14 protein-coding genes and 1 rRNA gene are annotated in these 18968 nt (G+C 63.6%); 10 read left to right on the top strand and 5 right to left on the bottom strand.

Annotation, left to right across the window (positions count from 1 at the left end; genetic code table 11):
• Positions 1-77 (top strand): 5S ribosomal RNA (gene rrf, locus RS027_RS13530); the annotation flags it as partial.
• Between the two features lie 567 nt (positions 78-644).
• Here the strand turns inward: rrf and RS027_RS07665 are convergent.
• A complete protein-coding gene (locus tag RS027_RS07665) occupies positions 645-1238 on the bottom strand; it encodes a hypothetical protein (protein WP_311955693.1) in 594 nt (197 codons plus the stop codon).
• A 237-nt stretch (positions 1239-1475) separates the two neighbouring features.
• Here RS027_RS07665 and RS027_RS07660 point away from each other — a divergent pair, with 237 nt between their 5' ends.
• The 5 genes from RS027_RS07660 (at position 1476) to RS027_RS07640 (ending at position 8037) form a co-directional block, all read left to right on the top strand.
• Positions 1476-3587 carry an adenosylcobalamin-dependent ribonucleoside-diphosphate reductase gene (locus tag RS027_RS07660; RefSeq protein ID WP_311955692.1) on the top strand — a complete coding sequence of 704 codons (2112 nt, stop codon included), beginning with the start codon at positions 1476-1478 and terminating at the stop codon, positions 3585-3587.
• A gap of 89 nt (positions 3588-3676) precedes the next feature.
• Complete coding sequence (locus RS027_RS07655; protein WP_311955689.1) at positions 3677-4453, top strand: ribonucleoside-diphosphate reductase; 777 nt, start codon at positions 3677-3679, stop codon at positions 4451-4453.
• Positions 4454-4551: 98 nt separating this feature from the next.
• Positions 4552-5553 (top strand): DUF481 domain-containing protein, encoded by a 1002-nt coding sequence (locus RS027_RS07650; protein WP_311955687.1) that lies wholly within the window; start codon positions 4552-4554, stop codon positions 5551-5553.
• A 320-nt stretch (positions 5554-5873) separates the two neighbouring features.
• Positions 5874-6872: an NADP-dependent oxidoreductase gene (locus RS027_RS07645; protein ID WP_311955685.1), complete on the top strand. Its 999-nt coding sequence runs from the start codon at positions 5874-5876 to the stop codon at positions 6870-6872.
• Between the two features lie 43 nt (positions 6873-6915).
• A complete protein-coding gene (locus RS027_RS07640; RefSeq protein WP_311955683.1) occupies positions 6916-8037 on the top strand; it encodes an alkene reductase in 1122 nt (373 codons plus the stop codon).
• Between the two features lie 21 nt (positions 8038-8058).
• Here the strand turns inward: RS027_RS07640 and uvrA are convergent, their stop codons facing one another.
• Positions 8059-10926: an excinuclease ABC subunit UvrA gene (gene uvrA, locus RS027_RS07635; RefSeq protein WP_311955682.1), complete on the bottom strand. Its 2868-nt coding sequence runs from the start codon at positions 10924-10926 to the stop codon at positions 8059-8061.
• Positions 10927-11117: 191 nt separating this feature from the next.
• Here uvrA and RS027_RS07630 point away from each other — a divergent pair, with 191 nt between their 5' ends.
• Both RS027_RS07630 and ssb read left to right on the top strand, forming a co-directional pair.
• Entirely contained in the window at positions 11118-12524 is a 1407-nt protein-coding gene (locus RS027_RS07630; protein ID WP_311955679.1) for an MFS transporter, read from the top strand.
• A gap of 30 nt (positions 12525-12554) precedes the next feature.
• Positions 12555-13106: a single-stranded DNA-binding protein gene (gene ssb / locus RS027_RS07625; protein WP_311955676.1), complete on the top strand. Its 552-nt coding sequence runs from the start codon at positions 12555-12557 to the stop codon at positions 13104-13106.
• Positions 13107-13290: 184 nt separating this feature from the next.
• Here ssb and RS027_RS07620 read toward each other — a convergent pair whose 3' ends face one another.
• The 3 genes from RS027_RS07620 to RS027_RS07610 form a co-directional block, all read right to left on the bottom strand.
• Entirely contained in the window at positions 13291-13758 is a 468-nt protein-coding gene (locus tag RS027_RS07620) for an META domain-containing protein (RefSeq protein WP_311955674.1), read from the bottom strand.
• A gap of 282 nt (positions 13759-14040) precedes the next feature.
• The gene (locus RS027_RS07615; RefSeq protein ID WP_311955671.1) at positions 14041-15222 is read right to left on the bottom strand and encodes a uracil-xanthine permease family protein; all 1182 of its coding nucleotides are present in this window, start codon (positions 15220-15222) and stop codon (positions 14041-14043) included.
• The gene (locus RS027_RS07610) at positions 15156-15485 is read right to left on the bottom strand and encodes a solute carrier family 23 protein (RefSeq protein WP_311955670.1); all 330 of its coding nucleotides are present in this window, start codon (positions 15483-15485) and stop codon (positions 15156-15158) included. The genes RS027_RS07615 and RS027_RS07610 overlap by 67 nt, the downstream gene beginning before the upstream one ends.
• Positions 15486-15988: 503 nt before the next feature.
• Here RS027_RS07610 and RS027_RS07605 point away from each other — a divergent pair.
• Complete coding sequence (locus RS027_RS07605) at positions 15989-16741, top strand: GntR family transcriptional regulator (protein ID WP_311955668.1); 753 nt, start codon at positions 15989-15991, stop codon at positions 16739-16741.
• A gap of 420 nt (positions 16742-17161) precedes the next feature.
• Positions 17162-18946 (top strand): glyoxylate carboligase, encoded by a 1785-nt coding sequence (gcl, locus tag RS027_RS07600; RefSeq protein ID WP_311955667.1) that lies wholly within the window; start codon positions 17162-17164, stop codon positions 18944-18946.
• The last annotated feature ends 22 nt before the right edge of the window (positions 18947-18968 follow it).

The raw sequence follows: 18968 nt of genomic DNA, 5'->3' as shown, positions 1-18968 counted from the left end.
CCGAACTCAGCAGTGAAACCGCTCAGCGCCGATGGTAGTGTGGGGCCTCCCCATGCGAGAGTAGGACATCGTCAGGCACCAATACGCAAAGAACCCGGCCAAGCGCCGGGTTTTTTGTGTGCGGCTGTGTCATGGCGAGCGGAGCGTGGCCATCTCGGGGTTTGCCGACGGCGCCACCGCCCATACGAGATCGCCACGGCGTTAAAACGCCTCGCGACGACGGTAGCGGGCTGTGAGGACCGCACCCGCCACGTCATCGCGACCCCCTGGGTCATGGCGAGCGAAGCGTGGCCATCTCGGGTTTCGCCGATAGTGCCCCCGCATCCAAGAGATCGCCACGTCGCTATGCGACTCGCGATGACCGTAGCGGGAAAGTGCCAGCGCAAGTATGAGATCGCCACGTCGTTTACCCCCGTTTTCTGGTTGCTTGCGCTCCTCGCGACGACGGTAGCGGGCTGTGAGGACCGCACCCGCCACGTCATCGCGGCCCCCTGGGTCATGGCGAGCGAAGCGTGGCCATCTCGGGGTTGGTGGCTACCAGCAGGGCAAAGAGACCGCCACGCGACTTCTCGAGGGCATCACGAGGCGTTTTACGCCGTGGCAATCTCATACCGGCGGTAATGCAACGCGATTACGCACGCTGCCTATTCAGGCTGGCTAGCGCGCCAGCAGCGCGCTAGCGCTTCGTCAACGGCGCCTTCGGCACCGTCAAGGCTGAATGTCATGTACCAGGGCTCGCGCTCGCCCTGCTCAAAGCCCAGAAACAGCTTCCGACCGGCGCGCATGTCGTCAAGCAGGCCGACAAGGTCGTTCAGATAAAAGTGTACGTAAAAGCCGTCGTTGTCTTGCTCGGTGAAAAATTCGGCGACGGCCGGGCGCAGCGTTCGCTCATCCACGCGCAGCTGGGCGGGCACCACGTCGGCGGTCCCGGCCTCATCGGGGACGTCGTCCAACGCTACCCTTACTTCGAGCCAGGGCATATCGCAGACGCCGGGCGTGGCGTTGACGCTCAGGGTTGCATCGCCGTAGCTGGTGGTGTCTACCGCGCGAAAATGGCGCTCCTGCTGGCCTTCCGCACTGCGCGAAAGCGTCGCCGCCTGCCAGCCGCCGTAGGCCTCTGCGTCGCTTACGTTAAACGTCGCTGCCTGAGCGCCGCCGCCCAGGATCATGCCGGCCATCAGCATGGCGACGGCTACAAGCCACTGCGCGCGTGCCGGATACTGCCTGCGTTGTTTCATTGGATTATTGCCTGCTTGTTAGCTGTCTGGGTTGCTCTGCCGGGCCTGGGCCATGTGTGTCGGGCTGGCCGCTTATTTTGAGGCTCGATATTTTTTCAAACCCCATATATAGTACCCAGTGTTAAAAAAAATAGCTCATATGGTTTTCGGGTCGGCTATACTTCAGCGCGCCAGCACGTATAATGGCCGCCCATTTTACTTCATCGTACTGCCCGCGAGGGGAAGGAGTTTTGCGTCATGAGTACTGCTGCCAAAGCCGCTCAATCGTCCAATGATGTGCCGCTGCAGGTTCCCTCGCGGGAGATCTGGGATGCCAAATACCGTCTCAAGGACCGTCACAGCGAGCCGGTGGACGCCGACGTCAACGCGACCTACGAGCGCGTTGCCCGGGCGCTGGCCGAGGTTGAGGGCGACAAGGCCAAGCAGTGGCTGCCTAAGTTCCGCTGGGCGCTGGAAAACGGCGCCATTCCCGCCGGGCGCATTCTATCCAACGCCGGAGCGGAAGCTTACAAGCCCGCCGTGAGCCTGATCAACTGCACCGTGTCGCGTACCATACGCGATTCCATGCGCGATATTCTTGATTCCGTGGTGGATGCCGGGATGACGCTGAAGTCCGGCGCCGGTATCGGCTACGACTTTTCTACCCTGCGCCACAAGGGTGCCTTTGTCTTTGGCGCCGGGGCCGGGACCAACGGCCCGCTGGCGTTCATGGATATCTACGACAAGATGTGCTTCACCGTGGCCTCCGCCGGCGGGCGGCGCGGCGCCCAGATGGGCACCTTTGACGTGGGCCACCCCGACGTCCGCGAGTTTATCCAGGCCAAGCGCGAGGCCGGCCGTCTGCGTCAGTTCAACCTGTCGCTGCTGATTACCGACGAGTTCATGGAAGCGGTCAAGCAGAACGCCGAGTGGCCGCTGGCCTTCCCCCTGCATCCGGGCGAGAAGGACGACGTCAGCGACAAGGACATCATCTACCGCGACTGGCCGGTGGTGGAAGACGGCTACACCGTGGACGACGAGGGTCGGGTGGCCTGTCGCGTGGTCGAGATCATCCACGCCCGGGAGCTGTGGGATACCATCATGGCGTCCACCTACGACTACGCCGAGCCGGGGTTCATCCTGATCGACCAGGTCAACCGCATGAACAACAACTGGTTCTGCGAAGAAATCCGCGCCACCAACCCCTGCGGCGAGCAGCCGCTGCCGCCGGAGGGTGCCTGCCTGCTGGGGTCGGTCAACCTGACGCGCTTCGTCATCGATCCTTTCAGCGACAAGCCGCGCTTTGACTGGAAGCGCTACCGCGAAGTGGTGGCGATCTTCACCCGCATGCTGGATAACGTGGTGGAAATTGCCGGGCTGCCGCTGCCCGAACAGCAGCGCGAGATCGAGGCCAAGCGCCGTCACGGCATGGGCTTTCTGGGGCTGGGCTCGACGCTCACCATGCTCAAGATTCCCTACGGCTCCAAGGAGTCGCTCGCGTTTACCGAAGAGGTCAGCCGCCATCTCGCCATCGAGGGCTGGAAGCAGGCGCTGGAGCTCTCCCGGGAGAAGGGCATGGCGCCGGTGCTGGAAGAAGAGCACACGCTCACGCCGCGGATGCTGCGCGAGCGTCCGCAGCTGAAAAAGGACGGCTACGAGGTCGGCGACAAGGTGCCCGGACGCATTCTCCATGCCCGCTATAGCGCCTACATGGCCAAGGTAGCGGAGCACGAGCCCGAGCTGGTTACGGCGCTTGCCGAGCACGGCGCGCGCTTTACCCACCACAGCTCGATTGCGCCCACCGGCACGATCTCGCTGTCCATGGGTAACAACGCCTCCAACGGTATCGAGCCGTCGTTCTCACACCGCTATTACCGCAACGTCATCCAGACGGGCAAGAAAACCAAGGAGCAGGTCGAGGTGGTGTCGTTCGAGCTTGCCGCCTATCGCCATTTCATCGCCGCCGACGCGGTAGAAAGCGATCTGCCGGGCTACTTCATCACCGCCGACAGCGTTACCCCCGAGCAGCATGTGGCGGTGCAGGCCGCGGCCCAGCAGTGGGTGGATTCCGCGATTTCGAAAACGGTGAACGTGCCCACGGAGTTTCCCTTCGAGCAGTTCCAGGACCTGTATCTGCAGGCCTATGAAAGCCGCCTGAAGGGCTGCACCACCTTCCGCTTCAACCCGGAGGCGTTCCAGGGCGTGCTGGTGCGCGAGGACGACCTGAAGAGCACCACCTACGAGTTTGAGCTGGAAAACGGCGAAACCGTCGAGCTTAACGGCAACGACACGGTGATTTACGATGGCGAAGAGCATAACGCCGCCAACCTGTTTGATGCGCTGAAGGAAGGCACTTACGGCAAGTGGTAAGCGCCTTGCGCCCGGGCAGAGCCCTGAGCTGAGTCCCGGGCGTCATTTCGTGTCCGTCATTAAGACCTCGCTGTTGAGTGGAGAACATCATGGCCGTTGAAATTACCTCAAAAATTGTGGGCTATCGCATCAAGCAGGACGAGCCCGCGGCTCCCGAACCGGTGCTGCCGGACGAGAACCCGTTGACCGTGCGTATACCGTCGCGTCCGGAGGGGACGCTTGAAGCCGTCTCGGAGAAGATTTCCTACGTCGGCGCCGAAGGGCGCAAGAAGGTTTACCTGCTGGTCTCGTTCATGCCGGTGGAAGGCGCCGTTGGCGGCAAGCGCGTGGTGATCGAGCGCCCGGTGGAGTTTTTCTTCCCCTCCGGGCAGCTGTCCAGCGAACACCAGTGGATCACCGCCACCATGCGCAGCCTGTCGCTTGCCGCCCGGGGCGGCTACGTCACCCAGGCGGTGGCCGATCTGCGCAAGGTCGCCTGGGACAAGGGCCTGGTGCGCTGCGGCTGGAATCGCCACGGCAAGCCGGTATTTCACGACTCGGAAGTCTCGGCCATCGCCTGGTCGATCCAGCAGATCCTCTATCGCCGCGGGTTTCTCGACCAGGACGGCAACCAGGTGCCGGTGGAAGACCTGGTGGAGCGCTACGCCCAGCGTAGGGCCAACGGCTACGTCTGGCAGGCGGATGACGAAGACGCTGAAACCCCCGAGCTCGGCACGGTCGAGCCCATCGACGGCGGCACCGACGCGTCCTCGGCATCGGCCGGCCCGGCGGTCGTCGGCCACTGCCCCGAGTGTCGCGGCGAGCTGATCATGATGGACGGCTGCCCCACCTGCTACGCCGGCTGCGGCTGGTCCAAGTGCGGCTAAACCGTTATCCTTGGCGCTTTGCCTTCCCTGTGAGAGCGGGGAAGGCGCCCTTTACCCTTATTTGTGATCCGCGTAGGGCCATACCGGCCTGACCCAGCATGCCGCCACGCTTTTCGACGTTTTTCCCCAGGCCCTTTCAAGGGTTTGCCCCCTGTTTTTCTGCGCTGCTTTGCTGGCTGGTGTCGTCGCCGCTGTGGGCGGATACCCTGTGGCTTGAGAACGGCGACCGGATTACCGGCAAGGCCATCGAGAAAACGGCGACGCGCTGGCGCATTGACACCGGCTACGCCGGCGAAATCGATATTGATGCCGAGCGCGTGGAGCGCGTGGTGCTGGACGAGCCCCCGGCGCCAAGCATCAAGGTAGCCAATGCCCTGGGGTTTGCCACCCAGCCCAAGCCCCCCGACCCCGAGACCGCCAAGGAAAAGGCCGCCTCGTCACCAACCGAGCGCCCGTTTACCGCCAGCGGCGGGGTAGATATTGCCGTGGAGTACGACCACAGCACCGCCGACACCCAGGAGCTCGAGCTGGACCTGCGCCAGCGTATCGAGACCGGCCATTGGCGGCACCACTGGCGCGCCGACTATCACCGAGAGTATCGCGACGGCAAGCGGCGCAAGAACGACTGGCACCTGGCCTACTCGCCCAAGCGCTTTTTTGCCCCCCAGCGCTTCTGGCAGGGGCGCGTGAGCACCAACCGCGACTGGAACGAGGCTCTCGAGCGGCGTTTCTCCCTTGGCGCGGGGCCGGGGTACCAGCTGTGGGACAATGAGCGCGGCGCGTTTTCGCTGTCGGCGCTTTTAACCCGCAACCGCTACGAGTACGCCAACGAGGGTGACGAAAACTTCCAGGCCGGCGTGCTGCAGTGGCAGTTCAACCGCTACCTGTGGGACCAACTGTTCGAGGTTTACGCCAACGGCCGCGCCGGCCGGGCTCTTACCCGCAGCACCAGCTTTTTGCTCGACACCGAAACTGGCCTACGCTACCCGTTCACCGAGTGGGCGTCTTTGCAGATGTCGGTAGAAACCGACTGGGTGGAAAACAGCGTCGAAGACCTGAACGACACCACCTACAACCTCGGCATCGGGCTCAACTGGTGATGCGCGGACGCCAAGGCCAGCGTCGTAGCCTCTATCCCCCGGGGTGAGCCGTCAACAGGTCTGCGAGGGGGCGCTATAAATCCGTCCCTGGACGCTACCTACGCCATCCATGGCGTAGAACCCCCTCTTCGACCTGTCCCCGGCTCCTCTGGACTTATCCAACTACGATAGCCTGCCCGGACCGCCGGGTAGATTGATATTCTCCATGGCGTCTGTATATAGTCTGCATTGGCGCTTGGCCGCCGCCGGGCATACCATTAGCTTGCTACTTTTCTGGTGCCCGCTGATCCGGCACCGATCCTTCATTTGAGGAGTGCATCATGCAAAGCCGCTACTACACCATCCATGAACACCCCCAGGGGCTGCCGTCCCGGGAGCTGTTTGCACTGGAGCAGCGCGAGCTTGGCGCGCTCGCCGAGGGCGAGGTGCGCATCCGCAATTCCTGGCTGTCGGTGGATCCGTACATGCGCGGCAGGATGGACGGCGTGACTACCTATATCGAGCCGTTTGTCCTCGGTGAGCCCCTGGAAGGCGCCGCCGTGGGTGAAGTGATCGAATCCCGGGATGCGCGCTTCAAGGTCGGCGACAAGGTGAGCCACATGGCCGGCTGGCGGGATATTGCCCAGCTGCCGGCGGAGCAGGTCGAGCCGCTGCCCGACTTCGACGTGCCCGAGCAGGCGTATCTCGGCGTGCTGGGCATGCCCGGCACCACCGCCTGGGTGGGGCTCAACGTGATCGCCGACATGCAAAAAGGCGACAACGTACTGGTGAGCGCGGCCAGCGGCGCGGTGGGCTCGCTCGCCGTACAGCTAGCCAAGGCCAACGGCGGCACCGTGGTCGGCATCGCCGGCGACCAGCATAAGCTCGACTGGCTTGAGTCTCAGGGCGTGAAGGCGGTCAGCTACAAGGGCAAAAACGCCGCCGAGCTGAGCAAAGCGCTGAAGGAGGCCTGCCCCGAGGGCTTTGACGTCTACTACGAAAACGTCGGCGGCGACTGTCTCGAAGCCGCGCTGAATAACCTGCGCGTCGGCGCGCGCATCGCCGTGTGCGGCATGATTGCCCGCTACAACGATGACGCCCCGGCCGCCGGCCCCGGCAATCTGGCGATGATATTGATCCGCCGCGCACGCATGCAGGGCTTTATCGTGTTTGACCACTGGGAGCATCACACCGACTTCGTCAACGAGTTCGGCCCTCGGGTGGCCAGCGGCGAAATCGACTACCGGGAAACCGTCAAGGAAGGGCTCGAAAGCCTGCCCGACGCCTTTCTCGCGCTGTTCTCCGGGGCCAACCAGGGCAAGATGCTGGTGAAGCTGTAAGCCCACGACTGAGCCCGTTTTACTTTCTGTTCAAGGATGCCTGATGGCACACGAAACGCTACTCACGCCGGTTAATCTGGGCAGCCTGACGCTGCCCAACCGTATTCTCATGGCGCCGCTGACCCGGGCGCGTACGCCGGACAGCGTCCCCGGCCCGCTGCAGCAGACCTACTATGGCCAGCGCGCCGGCGCCGGGCTGGTCGTCAGCGAAGCGACCAATATCTCGCCCACCGCCCGGGGCTATGTGTATACCCCGGGCATCTGGACCGACGCCCAGGAAGCCGGCTGGAAAGACGTGGTCGACGCGGTGCACGCCAAGGGCGGGCGTATGGCGCTGCAGCTGTGGCACGTGGGCCGGGTCTCCCACGAGATGGTGCAACCGGACGGCCAGCCGCCGGTCGCGCCCAGCGCGCTCAAGGGCGAGGGTGCCCAGTGCTTCGTGGAGTTTGACGACGGCAGCGCCGGGCGCCACCCCACCAGCACGCCCCGGGCGCTGGAAACCGACGAGCTTGCCGAGGTCGTGGACGATTACCGCCAGGCCGCGGTGCGCGCCCGGCGCGCCGGGTTCGACATGGTGGAAGTCCACGCGGCCAACGCCTACCTGCTCAACCAGTTTCTCGCCACCGGCAGCAACCAGCGCTCAGACCGCTACGGCGGCTCGCTTGCAAATCGCGCGCGTTTCCCGCTGGAAGTGGTCGATGCCGTGGTGGAGGTGTTCGGCGCCGAGCGCGTAGGCGTTCGCCTGTCGCCGTTCATCGAAATCTTCGGCCTGACCGACGATGAGCCCGAGGCCATGGCGTTTTACCTGACCGAGCAGCTTTCCGCCCGGGGGCTTGCCTACCTGCACATCAACGAGCCCAACTGGGCCGGCGGCGATATTACCCTTTCTGAGGAGTTCCGCCGGGGTCTGCGCGAGCGTTTTGGCGGCGGCCTGATTTTCTGCGGCCACTACGACGCCGAGCGCGCCGAGCAAATTATCGACGCAGGTCTCGCCGACGCCGTGGCCATCGGCCGCTCGTACATCGCCAATCCTGACCTGGTCGAGCGCTTTCGCCAGGGGGCGGCGCTCAATGAGCCCGACTCCGCCACCTTCTACGGCGGCGGCGCGGAAGGCTATACCGACTATCCGTTCTTGCCGGCGAAAGAGCCCGTTACAGCTAGCTAACGCCTAGCGCCCTGCGGGGCGCTATTTTGTTGCCGTCGCCTTTTTTGCCGTTTTTCCGGCGGCGGCGCGCGCAAGCATCGGCGCCAGAAAGCGCCCGGTGTGAGAAGCTTCCACCCTGGCCACCTGCTCCGGCGTGCCCTCGGCGATGATACGGCCGCCGCCGGCGCCGCCCTCGGGCCCCAGATCGATCAGCCAATCGGCGGTCTTGATCACGTCGAGGTTATGTTCGATCACCAGCACGGTGTTGCCGTGGTCGCGCAGGCGGTGGAGCACCACCAACAGCTGGCGGATATCCTCGAAGTGCAGCCCGGTGGTGGGCTCGTCGAGGATATACAAGGTTTGTCCAGTATCGCGCTTGGCCAGCTCCCGGGCGAGCTTCACCCGCTGGGCCTCGCCGCCGGAGAGCGTGGTCGCGCTTTGCCCCAGTTTGACGTAGGAAAGCCCGACGTCGACAAGCGTCTGCAGCCGGCGGGCAATGGCGGGTACCGGGCTGAAGAATGCCAGCGCTTCTTCCACCGTCATTTTCAGCACCTCGTCGATGGTCTTGCCCTTGTAGTGGATATCCAGGGTTTCGCGGTTGTAGCGCTTGCCCTGGCACACGTCGCAGGGCACGTAGATATCCGGCAGGAAGTGCATCTCCACCTTGATCATGCCTTCACCCTGGCAGGCCTCGCAGCGCCCGCCCTTGACGTTGAACGAGAAGCGCCCGGGCTTGTAGCCCCGCGCCCGGGCTTCGTGGGTGCCGGCAAACAGCTCGCGGATGGGGGTAAAAATCCCGGTGTAGGTGGCCGGGTTGGAGCGCGGCGTGCGCCCGATGGGGCTCTGGTCGATGTCGATGACTTTGTCCAGCTGGTCGAGCCCGTCAAGCGTCTGGTACGGCGCCGGGGTCAGGGTGGTGGCGCGGTTCAGATCCCGGGCGGCAATGGGCATCAGGGTGCCGTTGATCAGCGTCGACTTGCCCGAGCCCGAGACCCCGGTGACGCAGACAAAGCAGCCCAGCGGCAGCGTAAGCGTAACGTCCTGCAGGTTGTTGCCGCTGGCGCCGGCCAGCACCAGCTGCTTTTCCGGGTTACCGGGAATGCGGTACTGGGGCACGGCGATTTCGCGCTCGCCGCGCAGGTACTGACCGGTGAGCGAGCCCGGGGTATGGGTCACCTCGTCCGGCGTGCCCTGGGCGACCACCTCGCCGCCGTGAACGCCGGCGCCGGGGCCGATGTCCAGCACGTGGTCGGCGCGGCGAATGGCCTCTTCGTCGTGTTCGACCACGATCACGGTATTGCCCAGGTCGCGCAGCCGCTCGAGGGTTCTCAGCAGGCGGTCGTTATCGCGCTGGTGCAGCCCGATGGAAGGCTCGTCGAGGATATACATCACACCCACCAGCCCCGCGCCGATCTGGCTAGCAAGCCTGATGCGCTGGGCTTCGCCGCCGGAGAGCGTATCCGCGCTGCGCTCGAGGTTGAGGTAATCAAGACCCACGTTGACCAGAAACTCCAGCCGCGAGTGGATCTCGGACACAATGCGCGCGGCGATCTCGCCGCGCTGGCCGGAAAGCGCCAGGCGGGAGAAGTAGTCCCAGGACTCACCGATGGGCAGTCGCACCACGTCGGCGATGGTGCGGCCGTCGACGAAGACGTGGCGCGACTCCCGGCGCAGCCGGGTGCCGTGGCACTGGGTGCAGGCGCTGGCGGTCACGTAGCGGGCAAGCTCCTCGCGCAGCATGCTGGACTCGGTTTCATGGTAGCGGCGCCTGAGGTTGGGCAGCACGCCTTCAAACGGGTGCTCCCGGGTGATCTTTTGCCCGCGATCGTTGGCGTAGACAAAAGGTACCGGCTCGCGCCCGGTGCCGTTGAGGATGATGTCGCGCTCGCCCGAGGTCAGCTTCTGCCACGGGGTTTCCAGAGGGAAGCCGTAGTGATCCGCCAGCGACTTGAGCTGGGTGAAGTAGTAGACGTTGCGCCGGTCCCAGCCCTTGATCACGCCTTCGGCAAGCGAAAGCTCCGGGTGGCTTACGAGCTTGTTGGCGTCGAAGTACTGCTGCACCCCGAGCCCGTCGCAGCCGCTGCACGCGCCGGCGGGGTTGTTGAACGAAAACATCCGCGGCTCGAGCTCGGCCAGCGAATAGCCGCATACCGGGCAGGAAAAGCGCGAGGAAAACGCCAGGTCTTCTGCGTCGCCGTCCATGTAGCGAATCATCGCCGTGCCGTCGGCCAGGGACAGCGCCGTTTCGAAGGATTCCGCCAGCCGCTGGGCGATATCGTCGCGGACCTTGAAGCGGTCAACGACGACGCTGATGTCGTGTTTCTTGCGCTTGTCCAGCGGGGCGATGTCGTCAAGCTCCAGCACCTGGCCGTCGATCAGCACGCGCACAAACCCCTGGGCGCGCAGCTCGGCCAAAAGCTGCAGGTGCTCGCCCTTGCGGCCCTTGATCACCGGGGCGAGCAGCATGAGTTTGGTGCCGGCTTCCAGATTCATCACCTGGTCGACCATCTGCGAGACGGTCTGGGCTTCGAGGTCCTCGCCGTGCTCGGGGCAGCGCGGCGTACCCGCCCGGGCGAACAGCAGGCGCAGATAGTCGTAGATTTCGGTGATGGTGCCCACGGTGGAGCGCGGGTTGTGCGAGGTGGATTTCTGCTCGATGGAAATCGCCGGGGACAGCCCTTCGATATGGTCGATATCGGGCTTTTCCATCATCGACAGGAACTGGCGCGCGTAGGTGGAAAGCGACTCCACGTAGCGGCGCTGGCCCTCGGCGTAAAGCGTGTCAAACGCCAGCGACGACTTGCCCGAGCCGGAAAGCCCGGTGACCACGATGAGCTTGTCTCGGGGCAGGGTCACGTCGATCTGCTTGAGGTTGTGGGTGCGGGCGCCCCTGACCAGAATGCTTTCCATCAATACCTCATTTACGCGCGGCAAAAGATCAAGTATACGGTTTGCCGAGCCCCGGGGGCAAAGCGCGCTTGTCTTCGGACGGCGTTTTCAGCGACGGCGAAGCGCGCTAGAATGGAGCGCTTTTCTTCTTTTTGCGCGCCGTTGACGTGGAACCGTGACGGTCGCACCCGATGTATCAACGTTGAGGCTCTATGGCCAAGGTTTCTGCACTGCTTCTACCTTCCGAGCGCCGCGCCATCAGCGGCCTGGCGGGGCTCTACGCGTCGCGCATGCTGGGGCTTTTCATGGTGCTGCCGGTGCTGGCGCTTTATGCCGACGAGCTGGCCGGCTCGACGCCGCTGCTGGTGGGCGTGGCGCTGGGCGTTTACGGGTTGACTCAGGCCTGCCTGCAGATTCCTTTCGGGCTTTTATCCGACCGCTTCGGGCGCAAGCGCATCATCGCCGTGGGCCTGGTGCTGTTCGCGCTGGGCAGCGCGGTGGCCGCCTTGGCCGATTCCATCACCGGCATTATTGCCGGGCGCGCGCTGCAGGGCAGCGGGGCGGTGGCGGCGGCGATCATGGCGCTTCTGGCCGACCAGACCCGGGAGCAGGTGCGCACCGCCGCCATGGCGACCATTGGGCTTTCCATCGGCATTGCCTTTGCCGTAGCCATGGCGCTGGGCCCCTGGCTTGCCGCCAAGGCCGGGCTTTCCGGCGTGTTCTGGTTTACCACCGGACTCACCGCCGTGGGGCTCTTTGTGCTGTGGCGCTGGGTGCCGGCAGCGCCGCGCCGGGTGAAACACCAGGACGTGGGCATGGACCGAGGGCAGCTCAAGCGCGTGCTTGTTCGCCCGGACCTGTGGCGTATCGACCTGTCGATTTTTGCCCTGCACCTGACGCTGATGGCAAGCTTTGTCGCCGTGCCGCTGCGGCTGGTGGACGCGGGCATCGAGGCGTCCTGGCATGGCCTTGCGTATCTGCTGATCATGGGTGGGGCCTTTGTGCTGATGATTCCGCTGGTGATCGTGGCGGAAAAGAAGCAGCTGATGAAGCCCGTCTGCCTGCTGGCTATCGGTGTCATTACGCTGAGCCTCGCCGGGCTGGGACTGCCGCTGTCCCACGGGGTGGGGCTGTTTGTGCTGCTGCTTACGTTTTTCACCGGCTTTAATTTGCTCGAAGCCATGCTGCCCTCCATGCTCAGCAAGCTGGCGCCGGCGGGCGCCAAGGGGACCGCCATGGGCGTGTACTCCACCGGGCAGTTTCTGGGCGCTTTTCTCGGCGGTACCCTGGGCGGCTGGCTGTCCAGCGCCTTTGGGCTCAACGCCGTATTTTTGGGCTGCGCGGCGCTGGCGCTTGCCTGGTGGGCTATCATGTGGTCCATGCCCAAGCCGCCGCCCCTGGCAAGCGAAGTGGTAGCGCTTGACGAGGCGCCGGCGGAAACGCTGGACGCGCTGCTCGAGCGCCTCGCTCAGGTGGCCGGCGTTGAGGACGTGATGCTGGCACCCGAGGAGCGCGTCGCCTATCTCAAGGTCAATCGTCAGACCCTCGACGAAGCGGCGCTTTCCCGGCTGTTGCCGGCGGCGGCAACACATTCCCGTGATGCCGGCGACGCCGGCTGACACCCTTACTGACGCATCAAGGAGCATCTGATGGCTCGCGGTATCAATAAAGTTATTCTTATCGGCAACCTCGGCCAGGATCCCGAGGTGCGTTTTGCGCCCTCGGGGACGGCTGTGGCCAACCTCAATCTGGCGACCACGGACACGTGGATGGATCGCCAGAGCGGACAGCGCCAGGAGCGTACCGAGTGGCACCGCATCGTGCTGTTCAGCAAGACCGCGGAGATCGCCCAGCAGTACCTGCGCAAGGGCTCCAAGGTCTACATCGAAGGGCGGCTGCAAACGCGCAAATGGCAGGACCAAAACGGCCAGGACCGCTACAGCACCGAGGTGGTGTGCAACGACATGCAGATGCTTGACTCTCGCGGCGGTGGCGGTATGGGCGGCCAGCAGGGGTATCAGCCCCAGCAGGGCGGCGGGCAGCCCCAGCAGCCCGCGCCTCAGCCGCAGCAGGGCCACCCCGGCCAGCAGCAACAGCAGCCGGCGCCGCAAAACCCGCCGCAGCAGGGCCAGCAGGGCGGAAGCTACGGCGCGCCCAACCCGGACAGCTTCGACGACTTCGACGACGAGATTCCCTTCTAAGAGCGACCTTGCTATGGCAAAAGCCCCGTTTTGACGGGGCTTTTTTGTGCCGGTGCGAGGGGCGCCGGGGCATGGTGTCAGCTCAGCGTCTGTACGCCACCGCCGACGTTGTTGACCAGCACGTGGCTACTGCCAAAGGTCTTGAGGGTCTTGTCGATCAGCGCTCGTCATCTTCAGGTCGTCCTCAGTACAGATGAACGGCCTGGAAGCGGGCCAGCGTCTCGCTGTCATCATTGGTAAGCGTCAGTGTCTTGCCGTTGACTTCCCAGCGCTCGACCTGGTTCAGGGCGTTGAGATAGGCGCGTTCGGCACCGGCCGTCTCCGGGCAGGCCATCATGGTGGTCGCCAGCTGCTCGAAGGCAATATGCGTATCGTCTTGGCTGTAGTTGCCCATCAGCTGGTTGCAGCCCGTGGCGCCGGCGACGCGCTGATCGTCTTCGTGCAGCACAAAGTGCGCCTCGCGCTGGTCATCCTGGGTATCCGCCACGGGGCCGTCGGCCAGTTCCGTGAGCTTCCAGTAGGTGTTGGCAAGGGCAACGTCGGGCGTGTCGTCGGCGGCGCTCTGGTCGGTGCTGTGGGCGGCACAGCCGGAAAGCCCCAGGGCAAGCCCCAGTAGCAGTGAGTAACCGGCTGTTCTGGTGACGTTTTTCATGCTTTCCCCTTGTGTTGAGCAGAACGGTTTCGTGTCGCTATTCGGTGCGCTTGCAGCAGCGCCCTGTCTTAGAGTCCTGTGCGGTCGCAAGTTCCCGATAGCTTTATAAGCTTATCATCAATGTATATGTGGACTGACCGTCACTGGCGTTAGCCGGGTGGATTGCTGTCGCACTCATGATGAGTTGGCGCGGGCAGAAAAATGCCGTGAACACGGCGTGTCCACGGCATCGTTAGCGGGCTTTTGCCTCGGCCGTTGGCGGCCGGGGTCAAGGCTCGCGCATCAGCTTGCGCTGTTGGCCTTGGCGCCAGGCTGATGGGCGACGGAGTCTTCGGCCGCCTCGGCGGCTTCGATGGCTTCGCGCTCCTTGGCCTCATCGGACAGCGACTTGTTGGGCAGTACGATGTTGAGCACAAAGGCGGTGATGGCCGCCACCACGATCGGCGCGCCGCCGATGATGTTCCGCACTACTTCGGGGAACTGCGCGATTGCTTCGGGAACCGAGGCGATACCCAGGCTCAGCGCCAGCGCCAGACCCACAATGGTCATGTTGCGGGCGGACATTTCATCCTTCACCAGCAGCTGGATGCCGGTCATGGTAATCATGCCGAAAACGGTAATGGTCGCGCCGCCCAGCACCGGGTACGGGATGGTGGTCATCACCGCGCTGAACTTGGGGCTCAGGCCGGCGAGGATCATGAAGACCGCGGTGATGGCGAGAACGAAGCGGCTGATGACCTTGGTCATGGCGACGATACCCACGTTCTGGCTGAACGTAGAGGTCGGCAAAGCGCCGAAGAACGCGCTGACGGCGGTGGTCAGGCCGTTGCCCAGCAGGCCACCGGTGAGCTCCTTGGTTTCCAGCTCGCGGTTCATGCCGCCAACCGAAGTGGCCGAAAGATCGCCGATGGTCTGCACCGAGTTGATCACGCAGATCACCACCATGGAGGCGATGGCGGCGCCGTGGAACTCCATCTCGAACGGCATTACCCTGGGTACCGAGAACCAGGCTGCTTCGCCGATGCTTGAGAAGTCGACCATGCCCAGCGCCAGGGAAATGATGTAGCCAACCACGATGCCCACGATGATCGCGGACAGCTTGATCACGCCCTTGCCGAACTGCGAGGCAAGCAGCACGGTCACCAGGGTGATCCCGCCAACGGCCCAGTTGATCAGATCGCCAAAGCCTTCCGCCGAGGTGTTACCGCTGCCGGCCATGTACTTTACGGCAATGTCGTAAAGCGAAAGCCCGATGACCAGAACCACGGTGCCGGCCACGACCGGGGGAAAGAGCTGGCGGATATACTGGATGAAGTAGCCCACCAGCATCATGACGATGCCGCCGATCAGCTGGGCGCCGAGAATACCCTCGATGCCAAAGCCGTTGCCGACGGCAATCAGCGTTGGCACATAGGCGAAGCCCACGCCGAAGAGATGGCCGGCAGGCGGGCGCCGAACTTCCACACGCCGTAAAGGTGGAAAATAGTGCAGATACCCGAGGCGAGTACCGCTACCTGAACCAGCAGCAGCTGCTCCTGGGGCGTGGCGTCAACGACGCCGGCAACGATGATCGGCGGCGTGATGACGCCGGCGATCATGGCCAGCAGGTGCTGCAGCGAAATGGGCAGAGCCTTGTAGAATTTGGGCCGGCTGTAGAAGTCGAACAGGGACCGGTTGGTCGTGTCTGTACGCTTCCCCAGTTCCGGAGATGCGCTTGCGTCGCTCATCGGGATTTCTCCTTAGCTTTGTTGTTGTATGCACTACAAAGAGTAGGTTGTTTCATCAATATCGAGCCACTGTACACAAAACGGTTGTGAAAAATAAATATGCTTGGCGTTTTTCTTTGCTGCCGTGACACCGCTCGGCGTTCGCCAGCTTCGCTGCGGCAGGCGCGGTAAGAGCGTCGCTGTAGCGCTGAAACAAAGTAAATTACTGAGTAAAACAACACGTTAATGATTTTTCTGTGGCTTTGGCGGCGCGTGGCGGACGGGTTTTTTATGCGCTTGGGGCGCTTATGATGCAGGCCGGTCCGGGCTAAGGGCTAGGTTAAGCCTTTAGTATAAGTGTATTTTTGTATACAAAAAGGGGCGATACTGTCTGCGTTATCGCGGCTATCGTTGACTCGAATGCCGGTGTAGCCGCTGCGCTGATGCTGTTACGCGTCCGATAGCCGAGCGCACCTGTCACCGCTGGATAAGCCCCGTTGGAGAAGACGAAAAAGGACTCAGCCATGGATAAGTTGCACGATAAGGAAAGCCAGCCGTCGGCGCCGGCCCGCGGCGGAGGGGCCGGTAAAAATGGCGACGGCGCCGAGCGGCATGAAGCCATTTACCGGGCCATCAGCGATGCGATTATCGAACATCAGCTGCTGCCGGGCGCCAGGCTGCGGGAGGATGCCCTGGCCGAGGTATTCAGCGTCAGCCGCACCGGGATACGCAAGATTTTGCAGCGGTTGGCTCTGGAGCAGCTGGTCACGCTCACGCCCCGGCGTGGGGCAAGTGTGACCCGGCCCACGGCGAGCGAGGCCCGGGACGTGTTCGCCGCCCGGCAGCTGGTGGAGTGCGGCCTGATGCCCGACGTCGCGCGGCGGATTACGCCGGAAGACGTCCGCGACCTGCGCCAGATGGCGCGCGCAGAGCGCGATGCCCTGGGGCGGAGCGAGAAAAGTCGGGCCATCAAGCTTTCTGCCGCGTTTCACGAGCGCCTGGGCGAGCTTTCCGGCAATGCCGCGCTTGCCGGTTTTATCCGTCAGCTGTGCTCGCGCTCCTCGCTGATTCTTGCCGTATACGGCAATACCGGCCACCTGGGCTGCGAGTCTCACGACCACGATGACCTGGTGGGGTACCTGGAGCGTGGCGAAGGCACCAACGCCAAGGCGTTCATGCAGCGCCATCTCAGGGAGGTTGAAGCCTCGCTTGCGGTAGTAGAAGAGCAGGCCGGCGCGCCCGACCTGCACCAGATATTCGGGCTGGGCGGCCACTAAAGCGCCGGGCTTTGCGGTGCGGTAACGCCGCCGCCGCGTGCCTGCTGACGGTGGCTAAACTCTGCGCTGGCCCTGGTCGCTGGGTTGAAGCTCCCTCCTTATCTCACAGTTTATTGACTTAATGCCTTGATTAACCGGTGAAAAATGAGCCGATCGGCAAGGCAGATGCCATTTTTTCATTTTAATGGAAAATATTTCCACAAATTATTGACAGCTCGGCGTCTAGCGCATACTTTTGAATACAAGTACTGGATACCGTTGTGGCCACCGCCCTTTAAAGACCGACGGTCGGGTGGCCGGTTTTGAACACAACCGTATCGGCTACGGCAATGTTCCTGACGGCGGGACGTTCGTTTATCGAGGGGCGCTGGCGCTTGCCTGATCAGAGCAGCCGGGGTTCCTGACTGAGGAGAGATTCAAATGGCTAAGATGACTGCTGCTGAAGCCGCCATCCACGTGCTCAAGAAAGAAGGCGTGGACGTGACGTTCGGCCTGCCCGGCGCGGCGATCAACCCGTTCTATGCGGCCATGCGCAAGGTGGGCGGCGTGGATCACGTGCTGGCACGCCACGTCGAGGGCGCCTCGCACATGGCCGAGGGTTACACCCGCACCGAGGCGGGCAATATCGGCGTGTGTGTGGGCACCTCGGGCCCGGCCGGCACCGACATGATCACCGGCCTTTACTCGGCCAGCGCCGATTCCATTCCGATCCTGTGCGTGACCGGCCAGGCGCCGGCGGCCAAGCTGCACAAGGAAGACTTCCAAGCGGTCGATATCCAGGCGATTGCCGAGCCGGTTACCAAGTGGGCGATCACCGTGCTGGAGCCGGCCCAGGTGCCGCGTGCCTTCCAGAAAGCCTTCCAGCTAATGCGCAGCTCGCGCCCCGGCCCGGTGCTGATCGACCTGCCCATCGACGTGCAGATGAGCGAAATCGAGTTCGACCCGGATACCTACGAGCCGCTGCCGGCGTACAAGCCGAGCGCCAGCCGGGCGCAGATCGAAAAAGCGCTGGGCATGCTCAACGAGTCCGAGAAGCCGCTGCTGGTAGCCGGCGGCGGCATCATCAACGCCGATGCCAGCGACCTGCTCACCGAGTTTGCCGAAACGGCGGGTATTCCGGTGATCCCCACGCTGATGGGCTGGGGCGCGATTCCCGACGACCACGAGCTGATGGCCGGCATGGTGGGGCTGCAGACGCACCACCGCTACGGTAACGCCACCATGCTCGAGTCCGACTTTGTCATGGGCATCGGCAACCGCTGGGCCAACCGTCACACCGGTGACGTCGCGACCTATACCGAAGGCCGCCAGTTCGTCCACGTCGATATCGAGCCGTTCCAGATCGGGCGCATCTTCGGCCCGGACTACGGCATCGTCTCCGACGCCAAGGCAGCCCTTGAGCTGTTCGTCGAAGTGGCCAAGGAGTGGAAGGCCGCGGGCAAGCTGAAGGACCGCAGCGCCTGGGCCAAGGAGTGCTACGATCGCAAGCGTGACACGGCCATGCTGCGCAAGACCGACTTCAAGGAGACGCCGGTCAAGCCCCAGCGCGTTTACCAGGAAATGAACAAGGCGTTCGGCAAGAACACGCGCTACGTCTCGTCCATCGGCCTGTCGCAGATCGCCGGCGCGCAGTTCCTGCACGTCTACAAGCCGCGCCACTGGATCAACTGTGGCCAGGCCGGCCCGCTGGGCTGGACCATTTCGGCGGCGCTGGGCGTGCGTCGCGCCGACCCGAAGACCGATATCGTCGCGCTGTCCGGCGACTATGACTTCCAGTTCATGATCGAAGAGCTGGCCGTGGGCGCGCAGTTCAACCTGCCCTACATCCACGTGCTGGTGAACAACTCCTACCTGGGCCTGATCCGCCAGTCCCAGCGCGGCTTTGACATGGACTATCAGGTTCAGCTGGCGTTTGAGAACATCAACTGCCCGGAAATCAACGGCTACGGCGTTGACCATGTCTCCGTGGTAGAAGGGCTGGGCTGTAAAGCCATTCGCGTCACCGACCCGGAAGAGATTGCTCCGGCTTTCGAGAAAGCCAAGCAGCTCAAGGAAGAGTACCAGGTGCCGGTCGTGGTAGAGGTGATTCTCGAGCGGATCACCAACATCTCCATGAGCGGCAAGGATCTGAGCACCGTTAACGAGTTCGAGGCGCTGGCCGAAAACGAGACCGACGCGCCGAGCTCCATCGCTTCCCTGCGCTAAGCAACGGCTACTCTCCGGCGCC

The sequence above is a fragment of the Halomonas garicola genome, assembly GCF_031935715.1.
GTDB classification, from domain to species: Bacteria; Pseudomonadota; Gammaproteobacteria; order Pseudomonadales; family Halomonadaceae; genus Vreelandella; species Vreelandella garicola.
The sequence above is the reverse complement of the archived record's forward strand: the minus strand, read 5'-3'. Positions and strand labels throughout refer to the sequence as shown.